Source organism: Jannaschia maritima, from assembly GCF_030973515.1.
GTDB classification, from domain to species: domain Bacteria; phylum Pseudomonadota; class Alphaproteobacteria; order Rhodobacterales; family Rhodobacteraceae; genus Jannaschia; species Jannaschia maritima.
The window spans coordinates 103198-126758 of the sequence record NZ_JARGZA010000011.1; the positions used below are offsets into that span (position 1 = coordinate 103198).

Annotated in this window: 25 protein-coding genes; 12 read left to right on the top strand and 13 right to left on the bottom strand. The window is 67.9% G+C overall.

Going from position 1 to position 23561, the window contains the following annotated elements; all coding sequences use genetic code 11:
* Positions 1-4: 4 nt before the first annotated feature.
* Both recF and gyrB read left to right on the top strand, forming a co-directional pair.
* Positions 5-1105: a DNA replication/repair protein RecF gene (gene recF, locus P0084_RS12180; protein ID WP_308917127.1), complete on the top strand. Its 1101-nt coding sequence runs from the start codon at positions 5-7 to the stop codon at positions 1103-1105.
* A 97-nt stretch (positions 1106-1202) separates the two neighbouring features.
* On the top strand, positions 1203-3614 hold the full coding sequence (gyrB, locus tag P0084_RS12185) for a DNA topoisomerase (ATP-hydrolyzing) subunit B (RefSeq protein ID WP_308917128.1): 2412 nt from the start codon (positions 1203-1205) through the stop codon (positions 3612-3614).
* 89 nt (positions 3615-3703) lie between these two features.
* Here the strand turns inward: gyrB and P0084_RS12190 are convergent, their stop codons facing one another.
* From P0084_RS12190 to P0084_RS12205, 4 genes are all read right to left on the bottom strand, one after another.
* Entirely contained in the window at positions 3704-4501 is a 798-nt protein-coding gene (locus P0084_RS12190; protein WP_308917129.1) for an IclR family transcriptional regulator, read from the bottom strand.
* Positions 4502-4505: 4 nt separating this feature from the next.
* On the bottom strand, positions 4506-5873 hold the full coding sequence (locus tag P0084_RS12195) for a TRAP transporter large permease (RefSeq protein ID WP_308917130.1): 1368 nt from the start codon (positions 5871-5873) through the stop codon (positions 4506-4508).
* Positions 5870-6538 (bottom strand): TRAP transporter small permease, encoded by a 669-nt coding sequence (locus P0084_RS12200; protein ID WP_308917131.1) that lies wholly within the window; start codon positions 6536-6538, stop codon positions 5870-5872. The genes P0084_RS12195 and P0084_RS12200 overlap by 4 nt, the downstream gene beginning before the upstream one ends.
* Before the next feature lie 89 nt (positions 6539-6627).
* Positions 6628-7860, bottom strand: a complete 1233-nt coding sequence (locus P0084_RS12205; RefSeq protein ID WP_308917132.1) for a TRAP transporter substrate-binding protein — start codon at positions 7858-7860, stop codon at positions 6628-6630.
* A gap of 119 nt (positions 7861-7979) precedes the next feature.
* Between P0084_RS12205 and P0084_RS12210 the strand changes: the two genes are divergently transcribed.
* The 7 genes from P0084_RS12210 (at position 7980) to P0084_RS12240 (ending at position 12470) form a co-directional block, all read left to right on the top strand.
* Positions 7980-9623, top strand: coding sequence for a GMC family oxidoreductase (locus P0084_RS12210; protein WP_308917133.1), 1644 nt, complete (start codon positions 7980-7982; stop codon positions 9621-9623).
* A 28-nt stretch (positions 9624-9651) separates the two neighbouring features.
* A complete protein-coding gene (locus P0084_RS12215) occupies positions 9652-9951 on the top strand; it encodes a hypothetical protein (protein WP_308917134.1) in 300 nt (99 codons plus the stop codon).
* A 9-nt stretch (positions 9952-9960) separates the two neighbouring features.
* Positions 9961-10176 (top strand): hypothetical protein, encoded by a 216-nt coding sequence (locus tag P0084_RS12220; RefSeq protein ID WP_308917135.1) that lies wholly within the window; start codon positions 9961-9963, stop codon positions 10174-10176.
* Positions 10169-11179: an HNH endonuclease gene (locus P0084_RS12225; protein WP_308917136.1), complete on the top strand. Its 1011-nt coding sequence runs from the start codon at positions 10169-10171 to the stop codon at positions 11177-11179. Before P0084_RS12220 ends, P0084_RS12225 begins: the two co-directional genes overlap by 8 nt.
* 11 nt (positions 11180-11190) lie before the next feature.
* Positions 11191-11721 (top strand): hypothetical protein, encoded by a 531-nt coding sequence (locus P0084_RS12230; protein WP_308917137.1) that lies wholly within the window; start codon positions 11191-11193, stop codon positions 11719-11721.
* On the top strand, positions 11718-11978 hold the full coding sequence (locus P0084_RS12235) for a hypothetical protein (protein WP_308917138.1): 261 nt from the start codon (positions 11718-11720) through the stop codon (positions 11976-11978). Before P0084_RS12230 ends, P0084_RS12235 begins: the two co-directional genes overlap by 4 nt.
* A 159-nt stretch (positions 11979-12137) precedes the next feature.
* Positions 12138-12470, top strand: coding sequence for a cell division cycle protein 123 family protein (locus P0084_RS12240; RefSeq protein ID WP_308917170.1), 333 nt, complete (start codon positions 12138-12140; stop codon positions 12468-12470).
* Between the two features lie 79 nt (positions 12471-12549).
* Here P0084_RS12240 and comE read toward each other — a convergent pair whose 3' ends face one another.
* The 3 genes from comE to P0084_RS12255 all read right to left on the bottom strand — a co-directional run bounded on the left by comE (position 12550) and on the right by P0084_RS12255 (position 14119).
* Positions 12550-13104 carry a sulfopyruvate decarboxylase subunit beta gene (gene comE / locus P0084_RS12245; RefSeq protein WP_308917139.1) on the bottom strand — a complete coding sequence of 185 codons (555 nt, stop codon included), beginning with the start codon at positions 13102-13104 and terminating at the stop codon, positions 12550-12552.
* On the bottom strand, positions 13101-13607 hold the full coding sequence (gene comD / locus P0084_RS12250) for a sulfopyruvate decarboxylase subunit alpha (protein ID WP_308917140.1): 507 nt from the start codon (positions 13605-13607) through the stop codon (positions 13101-13103). The genes comE and comD overlap by 4 nt, the downstream gene beginning before the upstream one ends.
* An 86-nt stretch (positions 13608-13693) precedes the next feature.
* On the bottom strand, positions 13694-14119 hold the full coding sequence (locus tag P0084_RS12255; RefSeq protein ID WP_308917141.1) for a DUF1489 family protein: 426 nt from the start codon (positions 14117-14119) through the stop codon (positions 13694-13696).
* A 61-nt stretch (positions 14120-14180) separates the two neighbouring features.
* Here P0084_RS12255 and P0084_RS12260 point away from each other — a divergent pair, with 61 nt between their 5' ends.
* Positions 14181-15386 (top strand): TIGR03862 family flavoprotein, encoded by a 1206-nt coding sequence (locus P0084_RS12260; RefSeq protein ID WP_308917142.1) that lies wholly within the window; start codon positions 14181-14183, stop codon positions 15384-15386.
* Between the two features lie 51 nt (positions 15387-15437).
* Here the strand turns inward: P0084_RS12260 and P0084_RS12265 are convergent, their stop codons facing one another.
* From P0084_RS12265 to P0084_RS12290, 6 genes are read right to left on the bottom strand one after another with little or no spacing between them, the layout of a single operon-like run.
* Positions 15438-16286 (bottom strand): NAD(P)-dependent oxidoreductase, encoded by an 849-nt coding sequence (locus tag P0084_RS12265; RefSeq protein WP_308917143.1) that lies wholly within the window; start codon positions 16284-16286, stop codon positions 15438-15440.
* A complete protein-coding gene (locus P0084_RS12270) occupies positions 16279-16863 on the bottom strand; it encodes a glutathione S-transferase family protein (protein ID WP_308917144.1) in 585 nt (194 codons plus the stop codon). Before P0084_RS12270 ends, P0084_RS12265 begins: the two co-directional genes overlap by 8 nt.
* 16 nt (positions 16864-16879) lie before the next feature.
* On the bottom strand, positions 16880-17866 hold the full coding sequence (locus tag P0084_RS12275) for a DNA polymerase III subunit delta (RefSeq protein ID WP_308917145.1): 987 nt from the start codon (positions 17864-17866) through the stop codon (positions 16880-16882).
* Entirely contained in the window at positions 17863-18345 is a 483-nt protein-coding gene (gene lptE / locus P0084_RS12280; protein WP_308917146.1) for an LPS assembly lipoprotein LptE, read from the bottom strand. Before lptE ends, P0084_RS12275 begins: the two co-directional genes overlap by 4 nt.
* Positions 18332-20965, bottom strand: a complete 2634-nt coding sequence (gene leuS / locus P0084_RS12285) for a leucine--tRNA ligase (RefSeq protein WP_308917147.1) — start codon at positions 20963-20965, stop codon at positions 18332-18334. Before leuS ends, lptE begins: the two co-directional genes overlap by 14 nt.
* Before the next feature lie 53 nt (positions 20966-21018).
* Positions 21019-21522 (bottom strand): DUF3576 domain-containing protein, encoded by a 504-nt coding sequence (locus P0084_RS12290; protein WP_308917148.1) that lies wholly within the window; start codon positions 21520-21522, stop codon positions 21019-21021.
* Positions 21523-21800: 278 nt separating this feature from the next.
* On the opposite strand from P0084_RS12290, the gene P0084_RS12295 reads away from it, so the two are divergent.
* A complete protein-coding gene (locus P0084_RS12295; protein WP_308917149.1) occupies positions 21801-22829 on the top strand; it encodes a porin in 1029 nt (342 codons plus the stop codon).
* Between the two features lie 72 nt (positions 22830-22901).
* Positions 22902-23555 (top strand): YggS family pyridoxal phosphate-dependent enzyme, encoded by a 654-nt coding sequence (locus P0084_RS12300; protein ID WP_308917150.1) that lies wholly within the window; start codon positions 22902-22904, stop codon positions 23553-23555.
* The last annotated feature ends 6 nt before the right edge of the window (positions 23556-23561 follow it).

Below are 23561 nucleotides of genomic sequence, written 5' to 3' on the forward strand. Positions count from 1 at the left end.
CGTCTTGGCCCACGTCGCGTCGCTGACGCTGTCGCACTTCCGGTCGCACCGTCGCACCCGCCTGGACGTGACCGGCCCCGTGGTGGCGGTCCACGGCGACAACGGCGCGGGCAAGACCAACCTACTCGAAGCCGTGTCGTTGCTGTCACCCGGGCGGGGCATGCGGCGTGCCACCATCGACCAACTGGCCCGCCGTCCCGAAAGCGTCGGCTGGCGCGTGGCCGCCGACGTGATGGGCGAGCGCCCTCACGAGGTCGAGCTTCGGGCCGAACCCGGACAGTCCCGCACCACCCGCATCGACGGGCAGGCCGCCCCGCAGGTGGCCCTGGCGCGCATCATGCGTGTGCTGTGGCTGGTGCCCGCGATGGACCGGCTGTGGCTCGAAGGGCCCGAAGGACGCCGCCGGTTCCTGGACCGCATGACCCTGACCTTCGCGCCCGATCACGCCGATGGCGCGCTGGCCTACGAGCGCGCGATGCGCGATCGCAATCGCCTGCTGAAGGACGGGGTCCGCGACGCGGGCTGGTACGACGCGCTGGAGCATCAGATGGCCCGGGCGGGCGCTGGCATCGCCGCGCGGCGGCGCGACGCCCTGGCGCGATTGCAGGCGGCGCAGGACACGGATGGCCCCTTCCCCGCCGCCCGCCTGTCGCTGATCGGCCCCGATGGGGACGACATGCCCGAAGGGGCGGACAGCTTGCGCGACGCCCTGGCGCGGGGCCGCCGCCGGGACATGGCCGCGGGACGCACGTTGATGGGCCCCCACCGGGTCGATCTGGTGGGGGTTTATGCGACCAAGGCGATGCCTGCGGGGGCGTGCTCGACCGGCGAGCAGAAGGCGTTGCTGATCTCCCTGGTGCTGGCCAACGCCCGCGCGCTGGCCGACAGCCCCGACGGGCCACCCGTCCTGCTGCTGGACGAGGTGGCAGCCCATCTGGATGCGGGCCGCCGCGCCGCGCTCTATGGCGAACTGGGGTCCCTGGGGGCGCAGGCATGGCTGACCGGCACGGGGCCGGAACTGTTCGCCGGGCTTGATGGGGCGCAGCACGTTCGCATCCGGGACGATGCCGGGGAAAGCGTCCTGGAGGACGCCGCTGCGCCATGACGGTCAACGGGTCGCAACCCCCCAAATGTTGTGGCGATCGCGTGACAATCGACGCTCGGATGAGTATATCTTGCGCAAGCGAGAGGACGAGCGAACCATGGCAGACCAAGCCCCCCGGACCGACGAGTACGGTGCCGATTCCATCAAGGTCTTGAAGGGGTTGGAAGCCGTGCGCAAGCGTCCCGGCATGTATATCGGCGACACCGACGATGGGTCCGGCCTGCATCACATGGTCTACGAGGTCGTGGACAACGGCATCGACGAAGCGCTGGCCGGTCATGCCGACCGCGTGACGGTCACGATCCATGCCGATTCCAGCGTGTCGGTGGGCGATAACGGGCGCGGAATCCCCGTGGGCATCCACGAGGAGGAAGGCGTCTCCGCGGCCGAGGTCATCATGACCCAACTGCACGCCGGGGGGAAGTTCGACCAGAACAGCTACAAGGTGTCGGGTGGCTTGCACGGCGTGGGCGTCAGCGTCGTCAACGCGCTGTCGAACTGGTTGGAACTGCGCATCTGGCGGGAGGGCAAGGAGCACGTCGCTCGGTTCGAGCATGGCGACACCGCCGAGCACTTGCGCGTCGTGGGCGATACCGACCGCACCGGTACCGAGGTGCGGTTCCTCGCCTCCACCGACACGTTCAGTAACCTCGACTACAGCTACGAAACGTTGGAACGCCGCCTGCGGGAGCTGGCCTTCCTGAACAGCGGCGTACGCATCGTCCTGCGCGACGAGCGCCCTGCGGAGCCGTTGGAGCGCGAGCTCCATTACGACGGCGGCGTGCGCGAGTTCGTGCGCTGGCTGGACCGGTCCAAGACGTCGGTGATGGACGACCCGATCCACTTCGAGGGCGAACGCGACGGCATCGGGGTCGAGATCGCGATGTGGTGGAACGATGGCTACAACGAAATGGTGCTTCCGTTTACCAACAACATTCCGCAGCGCGACGGTGGCACGCACATGGCCGGCCTCCGGGGCGCCCTGACCCGCACGATCACGCGCTACGCACAGGAGTCCGGCATCGCCAAGCGCGAGAAGATCAGCTTCGCGGGCGACGACGCGCGCGAGGGGTTGACCTGCGTGCTGTCGGTCAAGGTGCCCGACCCGAAGTTCTCCAGCCAGACGAAGGACAAGCTGGTCTCCTCGGAGGTGCGCCCCGCGGTGGAGAACCTGGTGAACGAGAAATTGGCCGAATGGTTCGAGGAGCATCCCCAGGAGGCCCGCACCATCATCGGCAAGATCGTGGAGGCCGCGCTCGCGCGCGAGGCCGCGCGCAAGGCGCGGGAGCTGACGCGCAAGAAGGTCGGCAGCGACGTGGCCAACCTGCCCGGCAAGCTGGCCGAATGCCAGGAGAAGGATCCTGCCAAGCGCGAGCTGTTCCTGGTGGAAGGCGACAGCGCGGGCGGGTCCGCCAAGCAGGGGCGCAGCCGCGCGAACCAAGCCGTGCTTCCGTTGCGGGGCAAGATCCTGAACGTGGAACGCGCGCGTTTCGACCGGATGCTGTCCAGTCAGGAGATCGGGACCCTGATCACCGCGATGGGTACCGGCATCGGACGCGACGAGTTCGACCTGGACAAGCTGCGGTACCATAAGATCGTCATAATGACCGATGCCGACGTGGACGGCGCGCATATCCGCACCCTCCTGCTGACCTTCTTCTATCGTCAGATGCCGCAGATCATCGAGGGCGGGCACCTCTACATCGCGCAGCCGCCCCTGTTCAAAGTGGCACGTGGCAAGTCCGAGGTCTATCTGAAGGACCAGTCCGAGTTGGAGAACTACTTGATCGCACAGGGCACCGAGGGCGCGGTCCTGCGCTTGAAGGGCGGGGAGGAGATCGCGGGACGAGACTTGGACCGCGTGGTGCAGAGCGCGCGCCTCTTCCGCCGCATCCTCGAAGCGTTCCCGACCCATTATCCTCGCCATATCCTCGAACAGGCCGCCCTGGCCGGGGCTTTCGATGCGGGGAACCTGAACGACCTCCAGGGTGTCGCCGATCGCGTGGCCGAACGGCTGGATCAGGTGGCCGTGGAATACGAACGGGGCTGGCAGGGGCGGATCACCCAGGATCACGGCATCCGTCTGGCCCGCGTCCTGCGTGGGGTGGAGGAGGTGCGTACGCTCGACGGCGCCGTTCTGCGGTCGGGCGAAGCGCGGCGCCTGAACGACGTGTCCACCGACACGCGCGACACGTTTCGCGATCCGGCCATGCTGCATCGCCGCGACCGCGAGACGATCATTCACGGTCCGGTCGACCTGCTGGAGGCCATCCTGACGGAGGGTGAGAAGGGGCTCACTTTGCAGCGGTACAAGGGCTTGGGCGAGATGAACCCCGACCAGTTGTGGGAAACGACCCTCGACCCGGAAGCCCGCACGCTCCTGCAAGTCCGCGTCGAGGACGTGACGGAGGCCGACGATACCTTCACCAAGCTGATGGGCGATCTGGTCGAGCCCCGCCGCGAGTTCATCCAAGACAACGCCCTGAACGTCGAGAACCTGTCGGTCTGAACCGCTACCATCTGGACGTTCGGGATCGCTCGGACGTCCCATGGATCGGGATCGCCTACGAGACGCGAGGCGCGCGTCCGGATGGCCCTTCAGAAATGGCCTTCGCGCGTTGTCATGTCGTCCGAGACCAGGCGCGACAGGTCCGAGGCGGCGGCCTGCAAGATGCCCAAATGGCCCAATGCCATGTCCGTGCTCAACCGCATGGTGGGTGCGTGGATCGACAGCGTGGCCAGCAAGCGGCGATGGGGGTCCTGGATCGGCACGGCGACCGCCGTCATGTCGTCCATGAACTCCTCCCGGTCCACCGCATAGCCGTCGGTCCGGATCCGGTCGAGTTCCGCGGACAGGGCCTCGGGCGTGGCGAGGGTGTTGGCCGTCCGCGCGACCAATGAGCTGGCGGCGAGGTACCGTTCCAAATGCACCCGCGACAGGGTCGACAGGTACATCTTGCCGCTCGCCGTACAGTAGAGTGGCACCCGCGTTCCGATGGGCAACTGGATCCGCAGCGGCCATTCCGTTTCCAACCGCTCGATATAGATCATCGCCGTGCTGTCTGGCAGCGCGATGTTGCATGTCTCTCCCACCCGATCGGTCAAGCGCTTCAGGATCGCCCGGCGTGCGGTCCGGATGCGCTGCGACGACAGGACCCCGCCAGCCAGCCGCCGAACCCGACGACCGGGCGCATAGGTCCGGCCGTCCATCTCGCGTTGCAGGAACCCTTCCGCCTCCAGGGTGGCGAACAGGCGGTGGATGGTGGGCTTGGGCAGGCCGAGCTCGATGTTCACCTCCGTGGGCGTGACCGGAACCCCCGCCCGCGCCACCGCCTCCAGCACCAGCAGCAGACGCAGGTTCGTGGGGATGGTCCCGCCGGTGTCGCCGTCGTGCACGGTCCTACCGCTGCGGCAGCAGGAGCGTCGACAGCTCCGGCACCAACGCGATGGCCAGCCAGGAACCGATCAGCGCGATCAGATAGGGCACGATGTAGCGCAGCAGGCGGAAATAGGGCACGCCCGTCACACCCGACGCGACATACAGGTTGAGGCCATAGGGCGGCGTGATGAACCCGATCGACGCGCCCACCAGGAAGATGACCGCGAATTGGATCGGATCGACGCCGACGCTCGCCGCGATGGGGGCCAGGATCGGAGCCAGGATGATCGTCACCGGCAGCGATTCCAGCACCATCCCCGACACGAAGACGATGGCCATCGCGGTGAACAGGACGGCATAATAGCCCCCCATCGACGTGACGAAGTCGGTGATGACTTCCTGCGCGCCCAGGACGGACAGCATCTGCTGCATGACGACCGACACCGCGATCAGCGGGGCCAGGATGCCGGTGATCTGGGCGGATCGCATGGTGATGGACGGCAGCTCCAGCGGTCCGAAGCCGCGGACGACCAGCATGTCGGCGAAGCTGCGCCGTTCGATCGGCGTCTCCTCCTCGTCGCGGCCGCGATGCACGGCGCGATAGAGGGGCAGGCAGACGAAGCCCACGATGATGCAGAAGCCTACCGTGACCCCCGCCGCCTCCGTCGGACTGAACTGACCCGTATAGATGCCCCATAGTACCAGTCCGATCGCGAAGAAGCCCAACCACGCGCCCAGTGCGGTCTTGACGATGCGGGCGGGCGACAGACCGATCAGATGACCCCATCCGTTACGCCAGCAGACCACGAAGCACGCCGTCATCATGGCCAGCGCCATCAGCATGCCGGGCAGGATGCCCGCCACGAACAGGTCGCTGATCGGCAGGTTCAACAGGAATCCATAGACGATGAAGATGATCGACGGCGGGATGATGATGCCCAGCGTGCCGCCCGCCGCGGCCGTGGCGGCGCTGAAGCGTTCGTCGTAGCCGCCCTTCGTCATCTCCGGATGCAGCATCGAACCGATCGTCGCCGTCGTGGCCGAGTTCGATCCCGAGATGGCCGCGAACAGGCCGCACGCCGCGATGGATGCCATTGCCAAGCCGCCCCGGATCCAACCCAGGCAGGCATAGGCGAAGTCCGACAGCCGCCGCGCGATGCCCGACCGGTTGATCAGGTCGCCCGTCAGGATGAACAGGGGCATCGCCAGAAGGGCGAAGCCGTCGGTGAACACGTCGCCCAAAGCCGCGCCGATGTTCACCAGGGGCAAGCCCAGGACGAAGGACATGCCGATGACCCAATAGCCGATCACCAGGAAGACGGGGACGCCCAGCATGAACAGGACCGTCACCCCGATCGAGATCAGCGTGACCCAGGTACCGTCGGTCATGCGTCGCCCCCGATCACGGCTTGGCGGATCAGCGGATCGCCGCGGCGCAGGTTGCCAAGATCCTCGAACAGGTTCTCGAATGCGCGTCCCGCCAGAAGGACGAAGGCCAATGGCACGGCGGCCAGGAACCACCATTGCATGACGTCGTCGGTCCCCAGCATTATGGCGAAGTTCGCCGCGGCGCGGATCGTCTCCTGCGTGGCGGTGACGACGACGACCCAGGCGAAGCCGATCCACAGGACTGCGTCGAGCGTCAGGCAGGCCATCTGCATCGGCCGCGGCATAACGCTGCGGAACTCGTTGAAGGCCAGGTGCGTGCGCAACTTGACGTTGTAGCTGGCGCCGAACCAGGTCATGATCAGGAACAGGAAGGGCGGCAGCGTCGTGGACCAGGACGGCTGGCCGTTCAGAAAGAACCGTTGCACGACGCCCGCGAAGATGATGCCGCCGATGGTCAGATAGGACACCACCATGACGACCGGCTCCAACAGGCGATCGAGGATCGGAACGAAGCGATAGGCGATGGCCACCAGGATGCCGCCGAGGATCGTGGCGGCCAAGCCCAGCGTCCAGGCGGCGGGCGCGCGCATGGCGCTCTGCAGCATCCACAGATCGCCGGACAGCATGGCCTGGATCAGGCTGCCTATTCCATCGAACCAACCCATGACGTCCCCCTCCCAAGGACCGGCGATCCCGGTCGCCGCATGGTCCGGGCGCGGGCGCCCGGACCGGTGCTCGGATGCCTAGACGGCGATCAGGACTTCCACCAGCGCCGCGGCTCGACGTTCTCGGGCAGCGTGTCCGCGGGGATCGTGCGGACCTCGTCGTAGATCGCCTGATAGGTGTCGATGCCGCCGGCCCAGCCGTTGATCCGCTCCCGCCATTGCGCCCAGGGCTCGGGATTGAACTCGGGCGAGCACATCTCCTCCGCCTTGCGGATCTCCTCCGGCGGCAGGTCCGCGACGCGGACGTCGTTCTCCGCGAAGATGGTGCCCGGTAGCTGCGGGTTCGAGAATCCGACCGTCTTGACCAGCGCGGCTTCGTTGGCGGCCTGGACATGCACCTGCGCCAGATAGGCGGACTCCATCACCGCGTCCTGCAACTCTTCCGAGAGACCGTCGAACGCACGGGCGGACATGGCCGTATGCTCCGTGCCGCAGAAGAACCGAAGATCGACCGACTGCGTCACCACGGGCGCCATGTTCGCATAGGCCACGGCGGACGCCCAGGTCTCCGCGCCGTCGATCAGGCCCTGCTTCAAGCCGTCCAGCGTCTCCTCCCAGGCAACGGGGACGGGGTTGAGGTTCAGCAGCTGCATGGCGATGCGTCCGAGCTGCGTGCCCGTGACGCGGTTCTTCGTGCCGAACAGCTCCTCGATCGACGTCACCGTCGGCCTGTCGGCGAACGACGAACCCGTTTGGATGCCGCGAAGCTCCGCATGGGTGAACAGGAACTTGAGGCCGTGCATCCGCTCGAACGGGTCGCGCAGGGTGCGCACCGATTCGGGGCTGTAGAAGTAATGGTACTGGTCCGCGCGCGACCGGAACATGTAGGCATAGTCCAACACGTTCAGATAGGGCGCGCCGCCCGCGCTGTTCTGCGTCGACGCGGCGTACATGTCGACGATGCCCTGCTGCGCCTTCTCCACGCAGTTGAGCTGCCCGCAGATCTGGTTGTCGCCGATGAACTCCACCCGGATCTCGCCATCCGTACGGCTCTCGAGGTCGCGGGCGAACTCCAGCACGCCGGCCCGCTCGATCAGCAGGTTGCGCTCGTTGAAGCCGGCGGCGCCCAGGCGGAACGTGTGCTTTGGCTCGTTGGCGAAGCGCTTCTCGTAGCTGGACTGCGCAGCGCGCGCCAACTCGGGCAGCGTGGCGGCGGCGCCGAACGCGCCCGCGCCCATCAGAACCGAGGACATGCCGTACTGGCTGGACAGCTTGAACAGATCCCGGCGCGAAATCCCGCTTAGGGCTTTCGAAACTTTCATATGACCCTCCCTAGAAGCCATTTTGAGACTTGTGGTCTCGATATTGAGCGATCTATCGTCGAAATAGCAAGCGCAAATCGGGGCGGTGTCCTGTTTCGCCGCCGGGGAGGATCAGGGGCATGGAGGGGCTGGAAGCTGATTACGTCGTCGTAGGGGCCGGATCGGCCGGATGCGTCCTGGCCAACCGCCTGTCCGCCGACCCGTCCGTGCGCGTCCTGCTGTTGGAGGCCGGGCCACGCGACTGGAACCCCTGGATCCATATTCCCGTCGGCTACTTCAAGACGATCCATAACCCGTCCGTCGATTGGTGCTACAGGACCGAACCCGATCCCGGACTGAACGGACGTTCCATCGAATGGCCCCGCGGCAAGGTGCTGGGCGGGTCGTCGTCGCTCAACGGGCTGCTCTACGTCCGGGGTCAGCCGCAGGATTATGACCGGTGGCGGCAGATGGGAAACGCGGGCTGGGGTTGGGACGACATCCTGCCCCTGTTCAAGCGGGCGGAGAACAACGAGCGCGGCGCCGATGAGTACCACGGCGACGGGGGCCCTCTGTCGGTGTCGAACATGCGCATCCAGCGCCCCATCACCGACGCCTGGGTCGCGGCGGCGCAGGCCGCGGGCTACAGGTTCAACCCCGATTACAACGGGGCCGATCAGGAAGGCGTCGGCTACTTCCAGTTGACCACCCGCAACGGTCGGCGCTGCTCGGCGGCGGTCGCCTACCTGAACCCGGTCCGCAAGCGGCCGAACCTGCGGATCGTGACCGGCGCGCAGGCCGACCGCGTGGTGATCCAAGGCAGGCGTGCGACCGGCGTGGCGTTCCGGGGCACGGACGGGATCGAACGCATCGCGCACGCATCCGCCGAGGTCGTGCTGTGCGGGGGCGCGATCAACTCGCCGCAGCTGCTGATGCTGTCGGGCATCGGCGATCCCGACCACCTGTCGGATCATGGCATCGCGCCTCTCCTCGCCCTGCCCGGCGTGGGCCGGAACCTGCAGGACCACCTGCAGGCGCGCCTAGTCTACAAGTGCAACGAGCCCACCTTGAACGACGAAGTGTCGACGCTGATGGGCCAGGCCCGGATCGGACTGAAATATGCGTTGTTCCGATCGGGTCCGATGACCATGGCCGCGAGCCTCGCGACCGGTTTCCTGAAGACCCGGCCGGAGGTGGCGACGCCCGACATCCAGTTCCACGTGCAGCCCCTGTCGGCGGAGAACCCGGGCAAGGGCGCCGACCGGTTCAGCGCCTTCACCATGTCCGTCTGCCAGCTGCGGCCCGAATCGCGCGGCGAGATCCGGCTGGCTTCAGGCGATCCCCGGACCTATCCGAGGATCATCCCCAACTACCTGTCTACCAGGACCGATCGCGACACCGTGGTCGCGGGCGTGAACATCGCGCGGACCATCGCGCGCCACGCCCCCCTGACGTCGAAGATATCCGAGGAGTTCCGCCCAAGGCCGGACCTGCCGATGGACGACTACGAGGCGACGCTGGACTGGGCGCGTGACAACACGGCGTCGATCTATCACCCGACGGGCACGGCCAAGATGGGCCCGACAGACGACCCATCGGCCGTGGTCGACCCCCGCCTGCGCGTCCACGGGATCGAAGGTCTGCGCGTCGCCGACTGCTCGATCATGCCCGAGATCGTGTCCGGCAACACCAACGCCCCCGCCATCATGATCGGCGAGAAATGCGCGGACATGGTGCTGGAGGATCGGCGGGCGGGGGCAGGGCGGATGACCGGGGGCCCCTAAGGGCGCATGGGCGGGGGCCGGGAACGGAATGCGGGATCTCGCCGATCGACAAGTTCTGGGCGCGGTCGACCTTTTGCTTCGACTGCTCCTCGCCATGAGCCCACGCAGTTTCTGGAGGCATTTTCCGATGGTCCGGCTTTCGCGCGAGCAGATGTCCCTTCCCAGCCTGCAGTCGGACCAAGCGTTCGGCGATTGGTACGTCGATGTCTGGATGGCGGCCGAGATGCCGGAACTGTGCTACCGTCAAGACCCGGCTATGCTGAAGGAAATGACCATCAGTGCCCGCGGCTATGCACGTCGGCTGGGCATAGACGACGTCGAGAGCTAAGCCGTCTTCGTGGATTTGTGCTGGGAGGTCGGCCCGGGCTTCTTCCTCTGGCCTGGGTTCAGGGAGATCGCGATCGACCTGAACCTGACGGGCAAGCAGAAGGTCGCGGCCTTCGAGGAGGTCGAGGAAGAACGCGCCGTCGACGCGATCGTCGGGCGTGACAGCTCGCTCTGGTTCGATGCCCCGATCCCGACAGCGGATGATTGGGCGGTCCCCGATGGGTAGGATCGAGAACGAAGCCCTGACGGGCTGGGGCAACGCGAAGGTCAACCGCGCGCAGCAGGAATTGGACGATCTCAACGCTCAGATCGCCGAGGTGGGGACCGACATCGCGCTGACGGCCTGTTCCTCGGTGCCGGGGGTCGGGATCGCCTGTGACTTCGCATCGCTCGGCATATCGGTGTCCCGCGGTGATTGGCTCGGTGCGGCGCTCGACCTCGTCGGCTTCGTTCCCGTCATCGGGGACGGTATCAAGGGGGGCGTCAGGGGCGGACGGATTCTGCAGACGTCCAACGACTTGCGCCGCGCCGTCGGCGTGGCGCAGGATGCGGTCAACGCGTCGCGCCGTGTCGTCGATCAGGGCCTCGGATCCCTGCGGACGGCAGCGCGGCAGGCAGGCATGCTGTCCCCGATCCGTTGTCAATCTGCCAGGCGGTATTGGGCGGCGAACCGGCGCGACAAGCTGGCGAAGCTACGCCGCGAGTTGAGGGAATGCGACACGGAAGCCTGCCGGCAGCGGGCACGGGACGCGATCCAGGATCACTTTCGGAATCCCTGGGGCACCCGTCTTCCAGAAGCCGGACCTGGAAAAGGAGCATGGGGCGGTCAACCCGGCAACAGCCGCTTCGTGCCGGAAGCCGGCACCCCGATGGCGAATGCAATCGCAAGATACAACAGAGCGAATGGGACCAACCATTCAGGCGTGCGGTTCAGGGAGGGCTTCCCGGATTTCGGTCAATATCGCAGCACGAGCGTCGAGATCCCGAACATGCGCGGGAACTACGACGATGGTCGCCGCAGCACTCCGGACGATCTCGGTGATTTCGGACAGGCGCGCCAAGCCATGGCCGACCGCAATGGCGGTCGCTGGACCCGCAGCATGGAGAACGGGCAGACGTGGCACCATCATCAGGATGGCGTTACCATGGAACTGATCGACCAGGACGTGCATGCGGCCGTGGGTCATACGGGCGGCGGCAGCATGATGCGGGACACAGAGACCTTTTAGGGGACCAAACCGTGAAGCAAGCGATACAAACCCTCATCGACGATGAGGCCGCCGAGGTCGACGAGGGCAGCGCATGGACATGCGACGACATCGCAGCGTTCCACGCCCAGATCGAACTGCGATTGCCGGAACGACTGCTGGAATACTTGACGCAGTTCGGAACGGTCTTCTTCGAATCGCCGAGGTTCGCCGTGACGTTCCCCAGCGGCAGCACATTTAAGACTGAACTGGACCGCATCGGGGATCGGCCCGACAAGCTCGTGCACGACACGAAATTCTACCTCGATCAATACAACACCCAGACGGGACAATTCCTGCAGGCCGCACGCATCCCCAAAGGCTACATCATCGTGGGGGAAGCGGAGGGAAAACGCTCGAAGATCCTGATGGATGGCGTGAACGTCGACAGTTCGGCCATCTATCTCTGGGGCATTTCCTACGATCCGTGGGGTGAGGGCGACAACACGATGGGCCTCGGCCACGTGTCGGACGACCTCGCGGATTGGCTCGGGGTGATGGCGGAGGACCCCTACGGGCAATGAGGGCCCCGCGATCCTCGTTCGGACCCAATGATCCCGTCTGGGCACTGGTCCGCGCGGAAAGGCCACCCGAACTGGAGGAGGTGGCCGCGGTCGCCGTCATCACGACCTTAGAGGAGAGCGACGTCCTCGCCATCGCGTCCCATTGTGCGGAGGCGCGGGCCATGTTCGGACCGCCGGTCGCATGGACACCGTCGCGAACGGTCGAGAAGGCGTTCGCGATTGCAGCCAATTCCTTCGGACCCGCCATGTTTCCCTAGATCGGACCGTTCAGCCTGAAGGCGGTGGATCGGCCTGCATCGCGCACGCGGATCGCGATGTTGACGGATCTGGGCGCTATGATGCGCCCGCCCCCCGCGCGCGTGTCCAGGGTTGCAGCGTCCGCCTTGCGCCTCGGCAAGGGCTTGACCTTCGACCTTATGGAATGGCGAGAGGTTGCCCCGTGGATGGAGTTCCGCATCTTCTTCCGGGACGGTGCCCCCGTCGGCATCAGTCAGGCGGATCCGTATCGGCGGCATCCGGAGATCGCGGACAGGGCTGCGGACCTGTCGGGGGCCCTGAACCGCTTCACGCGCCATATCGCCGGAGCCCTCCCCATACCGACCTGCGCCGCCGATGTCGCCATCGGCCACGGGGATCCGGCGGAACCCTGGCTCATTGAGCTCAATCCGTTCGATGCGCGCCTCGACGCCGCCCTCTTCGACGGCGCAGGAACTGGAGCGTTCGACGGTTCGTTCCGCTACGTTCGCTGACAGGTCAGTGACGCCCCCTGGATCGGGACGCTGAACGCAGCGTCCAGACCGAGGCGCGGATCGCCGCCCCCTCGCCCCCTTAGGACACCACCGCCTTCATGAAGCGGTCCCGGATGACGACCGGATCCATCGTGATCACGGGCATCTTCGCGTTCCCGCTTTCGCACTTCACGACCATGACTGTGCAGACCTTCGAATCGATGGCCTTCTGCAGTTCCGCCCCGGTGTCTACGTCCTGTACCACCACGACGTTGTCGCAGCCCGACGCCCGCGCGATGCCCGCCAGGTCCGTCTTCTTGCCGGTATAGGTCGGCTGGTCGCCGGTGGACCCGTACGATCCATTGTCGACGATCATCAGGATGAAGTTGTCGGCCTGGTTGTTCCCGATGGTCGGCAGCGTGCCCATGTTCGTCAGGATCGACCCGTCGCCGTCGATGCTGATGACGGTCTTGGGCTGCGACAGGGCCAGACCCAGCCCGATGCTCGAAGCCAGGCCCATCGTGCCCAGCATGTAGAAGTTGGTCGGCTGGTCGTCGATCGCGTGCAGCTCCTGGCTGGGGATGCCGATGTTGCAGACCACCAGATGGTCGCGCAGGATCGGCGCGATCTCCTTCAGAATCTCGGAACGGATCATTGGTCGCCGTAGCCTCCCCAGAAGTTGGCGTCGGTCAGGATGGCGACGGGCTTGTTGCACATGAAGGTGTATTTCAGGATCATGTCCAACTCGTCCGCGTCCTTCTGCCGATGGAAATGGTAGGTCGGGATGTTCATCTGGGCTAGCAGCGCCTTGGTGTGGACCGCCATCTCGACCTGGCAGGCCACGGGTTCGCGCAACTCGCCGCGATAGCTGATGAGCATGGGCAGCGGCATCCGGTAGTACTGGATCAAGGTGGCCAGCGTGTTGATCGTCACGCCGATGGCGGTGTTCTGCATGATGATGCAGGGCCGCTTGCCGCCCATCCAGGCGCCGGCGCACAGGCCCATCCCCTCGTCCTCCTTGTTGGACGGGATGTGGAAGATCTCGGACCGGTTCTCGACCTCCTCGATGACGCCGGCCAGTTGCTTGCATGGAACGGTGGTCACGAAGCTAATGTCGTTCGCGACCAGATCGTCCACGATCTTCTTGTCGATGCTCAAACCGGATCCTCCCCATGGTCGGGGAAGCTATACGCGGTTCGGTCCGGGGCGGTCCATGGCCGAAGAGGGCGGCGCGGAACCGCGCGCTACAGCACCCCGATCTCCGCGAGGGCGACCTGCAGCTTGGCGGGGATCGGCGCCTCGGCAGCCCGGTCGGCGTCCAGGTCGGCGGGGGCGTCGGCGGCGGACAGGTACCGCCAGCCCTGGAACGCGCGCTTGGCCGTCGGCACCACGGGCACCAGACCCGGCTTCAGAACGATCCCGCAGCGCAGGATGCCGTCCTTGCCGCGCACCTCGTCCAGTCGCAGGACCGGCTGGCGGCACAGGACCACGCCCTTGATGACCCAGAAGATCGAGCCGCCGTCCAACACCTGATCGGCCCGGACGGGGCGGACGCGGGTGACGTGGCGCGGGTTGCCGTCGGGGCCCTTGGCCCGCGCGTTGCGTTGCCACTTGGTCAGTCCGGCGATCGACCCGGTCCCCACGCTGAGCTTGATAAGATGCAACGCCATGTCGTAGTCCCGCCCTTCCCGCCACCCGAACCTAGCGGCCCTGTCGGATCGCACAACGGGGATGCCCGCGCCCATGGTCGATTTCGCCACACCGGAGGGGGACCCGGACGTCGCCGTGATCGGGGCCGGACCCGCGGGGCTTATGGCTGCCGAGGCCGCCGCAGGACACGGCGCCCGGGTCGCGATGTTCGACCACATGCCGTCGCCCGCCCGCAAGCTGCTGATGGCGGGCAAGTCGGGGCTGAACGTCACGAAGGACGAACCCGTGGCCACCGCGCTGACGCGATACGGGATCGCGTCGGACCATCTGGCCCCGATGCTGCGAGCATTCGGTCCGGCGGAAGTGGTGGATTGGATGGCGGGCTTGGGGCAGGACGCCTTCACCGGATCGTCAGGCCGCGTGTTCCCCGCCGCGATGAAGGCGTCGCCCCTGCTGCGCGCATGGTTGGCGCGGCTGGACGGGATGGGCGTCACCCTGCACCGACGGCATCGTTGGACGGGATGGGACGGGGATGCGGCGACCTTCGACACGCCGGACGGGCCGGTGCGGGTCTGCGTCCGCGCCACGGTGCTGGCGATGGGCGGCGCGTCGTGGCGGCGGCTGGGTTCGGACGGAACCTGGGCGGCCGACTCTGGGCTGGCGGAACGGACCACGCCGTTCGCACCCTCGAACGTCGGCCTGCGCGTGGCGTGGTCGCCTCGCATGGCCCGGCATTTCGGTGCGCCGGTGAAGAACGTCGTGCTATCGGCGGGCCCCCTGCGCCAGCGCGGCGAGGTCACGATCGGGCGCGACGGCCTCGAAGGGGGCGGCCTGTATCCGCTGACGCCCGCCCTGCGGAGCGGCCATTCGCTGCTGCTTGATCTGAAACCCGACCTGGATGCGTCCACCGTCGCGGCCCGCATGGCGGGGGGCGGAAAGGACAGCCTGTCGAACCGTCTGCGCAAGTGCCTGAAGCTGTCGCCCGCCGCCATCGCGCTGTTGCGGGAATGGGCGCCGGATGGGGATCCGGCGCGATGGGTCAAGGCCCTGCCCGTCCGTCACGATGGCCTGCGGGACTTGGACGAGGCGATATCGACCGCCGGTGGCCTGCGCTTCGACGCGCTGGACGTGGGTCTGATGCTGCGGGACCGACCCGGTACCTTCGCCTGCGGCGAGATGCTGGACTGGGAGGCGCCGACGGGCGGCTACCTGCTGACGGCCTGCCTGGCGACGGGGCGGTGGGCCGGGGCGGCGGCGGGGCGGTGGGCCACGTCGCGGGATGGGTGAAACCCACCGGATCCCCGTTCGCGCGTCGGGGCGTGGTGGGTTTCACCCACCCTACGGCAGCTCCACCCCGGCCTGCTTCGCATAGATCTTGGCTATGGCGGCATCGTCCTCGCGGCCCAAGCCGGCGGCCGATGCCTCGCGGTAGCGGGCGAGTGCGGCTCGGACTAAGGGCAGCTCGATCCCCGAGGCGTCCGCGATGTCGGTGACGATGCCCAGATCCTTGGGCCAGATGTCGACCGCGGAATGGGGGGTATAGTCCGCGTCGCGAATGTGCGGGCCGCGGTTCTCCAGCATCCAGGACGTTCCGCCGCAACTGGGCAGGATCTCCATGAACCGCTCGGGGCTGATGCCCTGCGTGATGCCGAACACCATCGCCTCGGCCATCGTGGCGATGTTGACGCCCGCCATGATCTGATGCGTGGCCTTCATGGCGCTGCCCAGCCCGGGCGCGTCCCCCATGCGGTGGACGGTCGACGCGCAGGCGTCCAGCACCGGCGCGGCGGCGTCGAAGGCGGCGGGCGATCCCGACGCCATGATCGCCAGGTCGCCCTGCGCCGCCCGCGCCGCACCGCCGGATATGGGGGCGTCCAGGTAGAGCAGGCCCGCGCCGTCGCACCGGGCGGCCATGGCGCGTGCGAAGTCGGGAGGAACGGTCGCGCAGGCCACCACGACGGCGCCTGACTTCATCCGCGGCACGATCTCGTCCATCACGTCTTCCGTCTGCGCGGCGTTCAGCACGCACAGCACGGCGGCATCCATGTCCACGGGCGCCACGTCCATGCCCCCGTCCAGCACGACCCCGCGCAGATCGTGTCCCGCCACGCGGTGTCCCGCCCGCACCAGGGAGGACGCCATGCCCATCCCCATGGAGCCCAGGCCCCAGAACCCAATGTCAGCCATGGTCCATCGCCCTTCCGAAACTGGGACGCGCGCGCATCCGCTTCATGTGATCCAGGACGCGGCCGTCCAGGTCCATCTTCAGCCCCCGCGCCCAGCCGGCGCAATGGGCCAGCAGGATGTCGGGCACCGTGGGCCGCGGCCCCGCGACCCAGTCCCCATCGAATAGGCCCGCCAGATCCCCTGAATGGCGCGCCACCTGCGCCGTTACCGATGCCCGCATCCCGTCCAGGCGCTCCCCCTCGGGCAGGACGAATCCGTGCTTCGCCATCTCCCACAACGGCGCGTCCAACAGTTCCAGCACCGCCTGGGTCATCGCGTCCTGCCGGGCGCGTTCCATCGTCCCCGCGGGATGGGTGAACCGCCCCTCGCGGTCGGCGAGCCAGGTCATGATCGCGACCGAATCGAACAGGACGCCGTCCGGGGTGGTCAGCGCGGGGATCTTGCCCAGGGGCGACACGGCGAACGCCTCCGGGCTGCGCGGATCGACGGGGTCGAAGCGATAGGGGAGGTCCAGCTCCTCCAACAGCCACAGGACGCGCAGGGCTCGGCTCCGGACCTGTCCGTGCAGTACCAGCATGGTCCCCCCTTCCCCGTCAGTCGCGGGCGCCGGCCATTCGGGCCAGGCGGATCAGCGCGCGTTCCATCACCGCCATCTGCGGTGCCGCGGAACCCGAGCGCAAGGTCAGGTCTGTGTCCATCAGCAGTTTAAGGGCGGCATCCAGCCGCGCGTTCCCCCAGGAGCGGGCCTGCCGCTGCATCGCGTCGCGGTTCGGCCCCCAGGCCTGGCCGGTCCCGCAGGCGAGACCGTGCAGGATCTGGAAGTGGCGCGTCGTCAGGATCGCCAGCGTGACGGGGTTCGTGCCCTGCGCCGCTAGGCGCCGCAGGATGGCACCGATGGCGCCGGACTGCCCGTCGGCGGCGGCCAGAACGACGTCGTCGATGTAGGCCTCCGTATCCAGCGGCGCGACGGCGGCCACGGCATCCGCATCGCAGGCTCCGTCGCCCACATAGGTCGCCAGCTTCGCCACCAGCTGCCGGAACGCGCCCGGATCCAGCGACAGCGCCAGCGCGTCGATATGCCGGCGCGCGTCGCTGGTGGGGTCCAGCCCTTCGGCGGCCATGGCCGCGTCCACGTCCCCGCGGGACGGCGGGTCGTCGTAGAAGGCTAGGCACACCGCCTGCTTGTGCGCTTCGAAGGCCTTTCGCAGCTTAGACGTCTTCTTCAGCGCGCCCGCGGTCACGACCAACGCGGCGTCGCCGGATCGCCAGCCGTCCAGGGCCGCCAGCACGGGCTTGGACTGGTTCTCGGCCACGCCGTCCACGTGGACGACGCGAGGGCCGGGGAAGAACCCGACCTCCTTCAGGGCATCCAGGGGGGCCGCGGGATCGTCGCGCAGGGTCGCCGCCTCCATCCGGGTCAGGCGCATCTCGGACTCGGCCTCCGGCCCGGCCAGGGCGCGGATCAGATCCTGCCGCTTCAGCGCCACACGCATCGCGTCCCCCCCATAGAGCAGCGCGCCCGGATGACCCTGCGGCGGCTTGCGCAGGAACGCATCGGCCTGCGCGCCGCGCAGGATCACGTCGCCGGGTCCCCGGCGAGGAGGCGGGCGATCACGCGGTCCGCCAGGATCACCATCAGGCGGCGTTCGGCATCGCGTTCGGATTCCAGCGTCGAGATCGGGCTGCCACTGGCGGAATAGCCCGTGAACGCGGTCTCGCGCCCCGTCTGGACGGCCGCGCCGTCGCGCGACAGCGTCCAGTCGAGCACCCCTTCCAGGTTGAAGCGGGTCACCGCGTTGGACCCGTCGATCGCCAGCCCGACCTCGTCCGTCACCAACGTGTAGGTCAGGTCGTAGGTCGGCACGTCCACGCGGCCCAACCGGTCCTCCAACCGCGCGACGAAGGCGAACTCGACGTCGGTCATCGGTTCGGCGACCGTGATGGTGCCGCGAAAGGCGCCACCCGTCCCGCCGGGCCCGTAGGCGGGCGCGAAGCCGCAGCCGCCCGCCGCCAGCAGGAGGGCGGCGGTCAGGACACGAACGGGATCAGACCACGACATTGACGATCCGGCCCGGCACGACGATCAGCTTCCGGGGCGCGCCCCCGTCTAGGGCGCGCAGCACGGCGGCATCTCGCAGGACCTGTGCCTCCACCACGGCGCGGTCGGCGTCCGCCGCGACCGTGACCTCGGACCTGCGCTTGCCGTTGATCTGGATGGGCAGCGTGACCGTGTCGTCCACCAGCAGCGTGGGATCGGCCTTCGGCCAGGGCGCGCGCATCACGAATCCCTCGCCGCCCAGGCGATGCCAGATCTCCTCCGCCAGGTGGGGGGTCATGGGGGCCATCAACTGGGCCAGCACGCGCATGGCGTGGCGCCGCGCGTCGGCGCCGGCATCGGACTTGTTGATGGCGTTCGTGAATTCGTAGAGCTTGGCCACCGCCTTGTTGAACCCGAACCCGTCCAGCCCTTCGGTCACCTCGGCGACCGCTCGGGCGGTGGCGCGGTCCAGCGCGACGTCGTGATCGTTCGCGGGCCGGTCGGCCCGCGCCACGTCCGCGGCGATGCGCCAAACGCGGGCCAGGTGGCGATGCGCCCCTTCGGCCCCTGCGGCGGTCCACTCGACGTCGCGCTCGGGCGGGCTGTCGGACAGCACGAACCAACGCGCCGTGTCGGCCCCGTACTGGGCGACGATGGCCTGGGGATCGACGACGTTGTTCTTCGACTTGGACATCTTGGCCGACGGGACCACGGTGACGGGTCGCCCGTCGTCCTTCAGAACGTGGACGCCGTCCCGGACCTCCACCTCCGCGGGATAGTGGAACTGATCGCGGCCGTCCCGGTCCCGCACGGTCTTGTAGATCGCGTGCGTGACCATTCCCTGCGTGAACAGCGCGTCGAACGGCTCGCGCGCCGCGGCGGGCAGATGACCGGTGCGGTGCATCGCACGGGCGAAGAACCGGGAATAGAGCAGGTGCAGGATCGCGTGCTCGACGCCCCCGATGTACTGGTCGACGTTCATCCAGTACGCGGCGTCGTCCGTCACCGTGGGGCTGTCCGCGCGAGGCGCGGTGAAGCGGGCGAAGTACCATGACGAATCCACGAACGTGTCCATCGTGTCCGTTTCCCGCCGGGCCGCGGCGCCGCATTTCGGACAGGGCACGTCGCGCCAGGTCGGATGGCGGTCCAGGGGGTTGCCAGGCGTGTCGAACTCCACGTCGTCGGGCAGGCGGACGGGCAGGTTCTCCTTGCGCTCGGGCACCACGCCGCAGGCGTCGCAGTGGACGACGGGGATGGGGCAACCCCAGTACCGCTGCCGCGACAGGCCCCAGTCGCGCAGGCGGTACTGCACCTTCCCCCGTCCCAACCCCCGTGCCTCGGCCCAATCGATCGTGGCCTCGATCCCCTCGTTCCCCGTGGCGCGCGTGACGCCCGCGGGGTTGTCGATATAGTCCACTATCTCGGTCTTCGGGGGCACGAAGGCCTCCGCGCCGACGCGCGCGTCGCTGTCCACCGCCACGAAGGTGTCGATCACGGGCAGGTCGTACTTGCGCGCGAAGTCCAGGTCGCGCTGGTCGTGGGCGGGGCAGCCGAAGATGGCGCCGGTGCCGTACTCCAACAGCACGAAGTTCGCGACCCACACGGGCAGCGTGCCGCCAAGGGGGTTGGCGACCGTCAGGCCGGTGTCGTATCCGCGCTTCTCCGCCGTTTCCAACGCGGCCTCCGTCGTGCCGCCGCGGCGGACGTCGGCGGCGAAGGCCGCCAGGTCCAGGTCGTCGCCCGCCAGCGCGCGGGCCAGCGGATGCTCAGGCGCCACCGCGACGAAGGACGCGCCGCGCAGCGTGTCGGGGCGGGTGGTATAGACCTCGATCCCGTCGACCCCCTCGGGCCAGGACGCGTGCGCCCCCTTGCCGAACGCCGCGCCGAACGCGCCCGCCGCCGTGACCCCGTCCGCCTTGGGAAACGTCATCTGCAATCCGCGCGACCGGCCGATCCAATTGGCCTGCATCAACCGGACCTTGTCGGGCCAGTGGTCCAGGCCGTCCAGCGCGTCCAGCAGCTCGCCCGCCATCTCGGAGATGGCGAAGAACCACTGCACCAACTCGCGGCGCTCCACCGGGGCGCCCGACCGCCAGCCCTTGCCGTCGATGACCTGCTCGTTGGCCAGCACGGTCATGTCGATCGGATCCCAGTTCACCGTCGCCGACTTGCGATAGGCCAGCCCCGCTTCCAGCATGTCCAGGAACAGCGCCTGCTGCTGACCGTAATATTCCGGATCGCAGGTCGCGAACTCGCGCGACCAGTCGAAGGACAGGCCCAGCGACCGGAACTGCGCGCGCATCCGGTCGATATTGCCGTAGGTCCAGTCCTTGGGATGGCCGCCGCTGGCCATGGCCGCGTTCTCGGCGGGCAGGCCGAACGCGTCCCAGCCGATCGGGTGCAGCACGTTGAAGCCGCAGCTCGCCTTGTAGCGCGCGACCACGTCCCCCATCGAATAGTTGCGGACATGTCCGATATGCAGGTTCCCCGACGGATAGGGGAACATCTCCAGCACGTAGTACTTGTCGCGACCGTCGCGGCATGCGCGGAACAGGTCGGCGTCCGCCCAGGCGGACTGCCATCGCGGCTCGATGGCGGCGGGGTCGTAGGAGGTGTCGGCGTGGGCGTCGGCGTCTTGCATCGGGCGGCTCCGGGGGGCGCCCGGGGCGGGGCCCGCGCGGCGCGACTGTGGTGTTACAGGCGGCTGTCCTGGATGCGGAGCTGCCGCGCGCGGGTCAGGATCGCGTCCTCGATGGCGCGAGACGTCTGGCGGTCGACGGCGCCGCCGCGGGTGCGCAGCGCCACGTTCAGGCTGCGCGCGTCCAGCGCGGGGTCCTGGACGTAGACGGTGGCCTGGTACGCACGGCCCCCGCCCGGCGGCGTGCCGTAACCGAACTGGATGATCCCGCTGAACGGGTCCGCGTTGGCGACCGGCATGAAGGACAGCACGTCCAGCGACGCCGCCCAGAGATAGCGGTTCACCTCCAATGTGGTGTTGGGATCGGCCTCGTTGCGGAACAGGTCCAGGAAGGACGATCGGCGCTCCCCCGCGATCAGGTCCCCACGCGAGATGCGCTCCCGCTCGATGATCTCGTCGGCAGACCGCTGGGCGCCGCCCGAGCAGGCGGCGACCATGGCCAGGACGAGGGCCGCCGCGCCGGTGCGCGCGATCCGCGCGCTGCGATACGGTGTGGCCATGGACGTCCCCTTTCCGGTCGTGGGCCCCCGGCCCGCGGCATCCGCATTACCGCGCGCCCGCCCACGTGCCAAGGGCGTTGATCGCCCGGCCCCCGGGCCCGTCCGCGCGGCCTTCGAAATCACTGTGGCACAGATGCACCAAGGACGTCGCATCTTGGTCGGCGTCCGCCCGGCTTCCTTGCAGGACAGGGCCCGATCCACGAAACGAACGGCACGCCCGACGCATTTCCCGAGGTGGGGATAGTGGGGACGGACAGACTTAACTCTGAGGGAAAATCATGAAGAAGATTCTCTTCGCCTCCACCGCTCTGGTGATGACGGCCGGCTTCGCGGCCGCCCAGAACGCCAACGTGGCCATCTCCGGCTCCGCGTCCATGGGTATCGTCAACTCCGACCGCGACGGCACCACGACCGACGCCGCCACGGGCGTCACGAACCGCGTTGCCGGCGACGGCGCCGGCGTGTCCGGCGGCACCGGTGGCGACACCGAGTTCCTGCAGGACGTCGACGTCCGCTTCACCATGACCGGCGAAACGGATGGCGGCCTGGCCTTCGGTGCGACCGTCGACCTCGACGAAGCCCCTAACCTGGGCAACGAGCGTGACGACATGGGCGTCACGGTGTTCATCTCGGGCGCCTTCGGTACCCTGACGATGGGCGACACCGACGGCGCGCTGGACTTCGCGCTGACCGAGGTCGGCTTCAGCAACGGCTCGATCAACGAGGACGAGACTTCGCACGCCGGTTGGAACGGCAACAGCGCGCTGGACGGCACGTTCGGCGGTCAGGTCCTGCGGTACGACTACACGCTCGACGCGTTCAGCTTCGCCATCTCGGCCGAGATCGACGACGATGACGACGACAGCGACGACAGCGACCCCGTCTTGGGCATCGGCGCCCGCTACGAAGGTTCCTTCGGCGGCGGCACCGTCGGCTTCGGCATCGGCTACCAGGCGAGCGAAGTGGGCGACAACGACCGCGACGCGCTGGGCGTCTCGCTGAACGGCAGCTTCGGCGACTTCCAGGCCGGCATCTCCTACCTGGAGGTCGACTTCGACGGTGACGATTCCAGCAGCTACGACCACATCGGCGTCGGCATCGGCTACAACGTCGGGGCGATCTCGCTGTCGGCCAACTACGGTGACTACGACTACGACGATGGCGACGACTCCAGCGGTTACGGTCTGACGGCCGGCTACGACCTGGGCGGCGGCGCCGTGGTCCGCCTCGGCTACGGCAACAGCGACGTCCGTGGCGACGGCGACGACGAGGAAAGCTACTCGTTCGGCGTGTCCATGGCGTTCTGATCCACCCGGATCACCGAGACGTCGGAGAGAGCGGGCCTTGCGCCCGCTCTTTTCTTTTTGCACCCACGGCGCATGACCCTGCCCGCCATCACTGCCCGGCTGGACGCCGCCTGCGCCGCCGCCGACCGGTCCCCGGCCGAGATCACGTTGATCGCGGTGTCCAAGATGCAGCCCCCCGACCGGGTGCAGGCCGTCCTCGATGCCGGCCACCGCGCCTTCGGCGAGAATCGCGTCCAGGAGGCCCAGGGGAAGTGGCCCGCCTGGCGGGACGCCTATGATGGGGTGGACCTGCACCTGATCGGCCCCCTGCAGTCGAACAAGGTGCGCGCCGCCGTGCAACTGTTCGACGCCATCCACAGCGTCGATTCCCTCAAGCTGGCGACCCGCATCGCCGACATCGCCGGACAGGAAGGGCGCAGCCCGGATCTGTTCGTGCAGATCGACACCGGGGAGGAGGCCCAGAAGGCTGGCATTCCCCCCGCGGACGCCGATGCCGCGATCCGGGACATCCGCGCGCTGGACCTGCCCGTGAAGGGCCTGATGTGCATCCCCCCCGCGGACGAGGCTCCCAGCCTGCATTTCGCCCTTCTGACCAGGATAGCGGAACGCAACGGCTTGACGGGCCTGTCCATGGGCATGTCCGCCGACTTCGAGCAGGCGATCGCCTTCGGCGCGACCCATGTCCGCGTCGGATCGGCGATCTTCGGCGACCGGGTGACCGCCTGAGGTGAC

Coding starts and splice junctions, on each gene's coding strand:
- gyrB (WP_308917128.1), top strand. CDS start 1,203: ATGGCAGACCAAGCCCCCCGGACCGACGAGTACGGTGCCGATTCCATC.
- P0084_RS12195 (WP_308917130.1), bottom strand. CDS start 5,873: ATGACCGACGGTACCTGGGTCACGCTGATCTCGATCGGGGTGACGGTC.
- P0084_RS12200 (WP_308917131.1), bottom strand. CDS start 6,538: ATGGGTTGGTTCGATGGAATAGGCAGCCTGATCCAGGCCATGCTGTCC.
- P0084_RS12205 (WP_308917132.1), bottom strand. CDS start 7,860: ATGAAAGTTTCGAAAGCCCTAAGCGGGATTTCGCGCCGGGATCTGTTC.
- P0084_RS12210 (WP_308917133.1), top strand. CDS start 7,980: ATGGAGGGGCTGGAAGCTGATTACGTCGTCGTAGGGGCCGGATCGGCC.
- P0084_RS12215 (WP_308917134.1), top strand. CDS start 9,652: ATGCGGGATCTCGCCGATCGACAAGTTCTGGGCGCGGTCGACCTTTTG.
- P0084_RS12225 (WP_308917136.1), top strand. CDS start 10,169: ATGGGTAGGATCGAGAACGAAGCCCTGACGGGCTGGGGCAACGCGAAG.
- P0084_RS12235 (WP_308917138.1), top strand. CDS start 11,718: ATGAGGGCCCCGCGATCCTCGTTCGGACCCAATGATCCCGTCTGGGCA.
- P0084_RS12240 (WP_308917170.1), top strand. CDS start 12,138: ATGGAATGGCGAGAGGTTGCCCCGTGGATGGAGTTCCGCATCTTCTTC.
- comE (WP_308917139.1), bottom strand. CDS start 13,104: ATGATCCGTTCCGAGATTCTGAAGGAGATCGCGCCGATCCTGCGCGAC.
- P0084_RS12255 (WP_308917141.1), bottom strand. CDS start 14,119: ATGGCGTTGCATCTTATCAAGCTCAGCGTGGGGACCGGGTCGATCGCC.
- P0084_RS12260 (WP_308917142.1), top strand. CDS start 14,181: ATGCCCGCGCCCATGGTCGATTTCGCCACACCGGAGGGGGACCCGGAC.
- P0084_RS12265 (WP_308917143.1), bottom strand. CDS start 16,286: ATGGCTGACATTGGGTTCTGGGGCCTGGGCTCCATGGGGATGGGCATG.
- P0084_RS12270 (WP_308917144.1), bottom strand. CDS start 16,863: ATGCTGGTACTGCACGGACAGGTCCGGAGCCGAGCCCTGCGCGTCCTG.
- lptE (WP_308917146.1), bottom strand. CDS start 18,345: ATGTCGTGGTCTGATCCCGTTCGTGTCCTGACCGCCGCCCTCCTGCTG.
- leuS (WP_308917147.1), bottom strand. CDS start 20,965: ATGCAAGACGCCGACGCCCACGCCGACACCTCCTACGACCCCGCCGCC.
- P0084_RS12290 (WP_308917148.1), bottom strand. CDS start 21,522: ATGGCCACACCGTATCGCAGCGCGCGGATCGCGCGCACCGGCGCGGCG.
- P0084_RS12295 (WP_308917149.1), top strand. CDS start 21,801: ATGAAGAAGATTCTCTTCGCCTCCACCGCTCTGGTGATGACGGCCGGC.
- P0084_RS12300 (WP_308917150.1), top strand. CDS start 22,902: ATGACCCTGCCCGCCATCACTGCCCGGCTGGACGCCGCCTGCGCCGCC.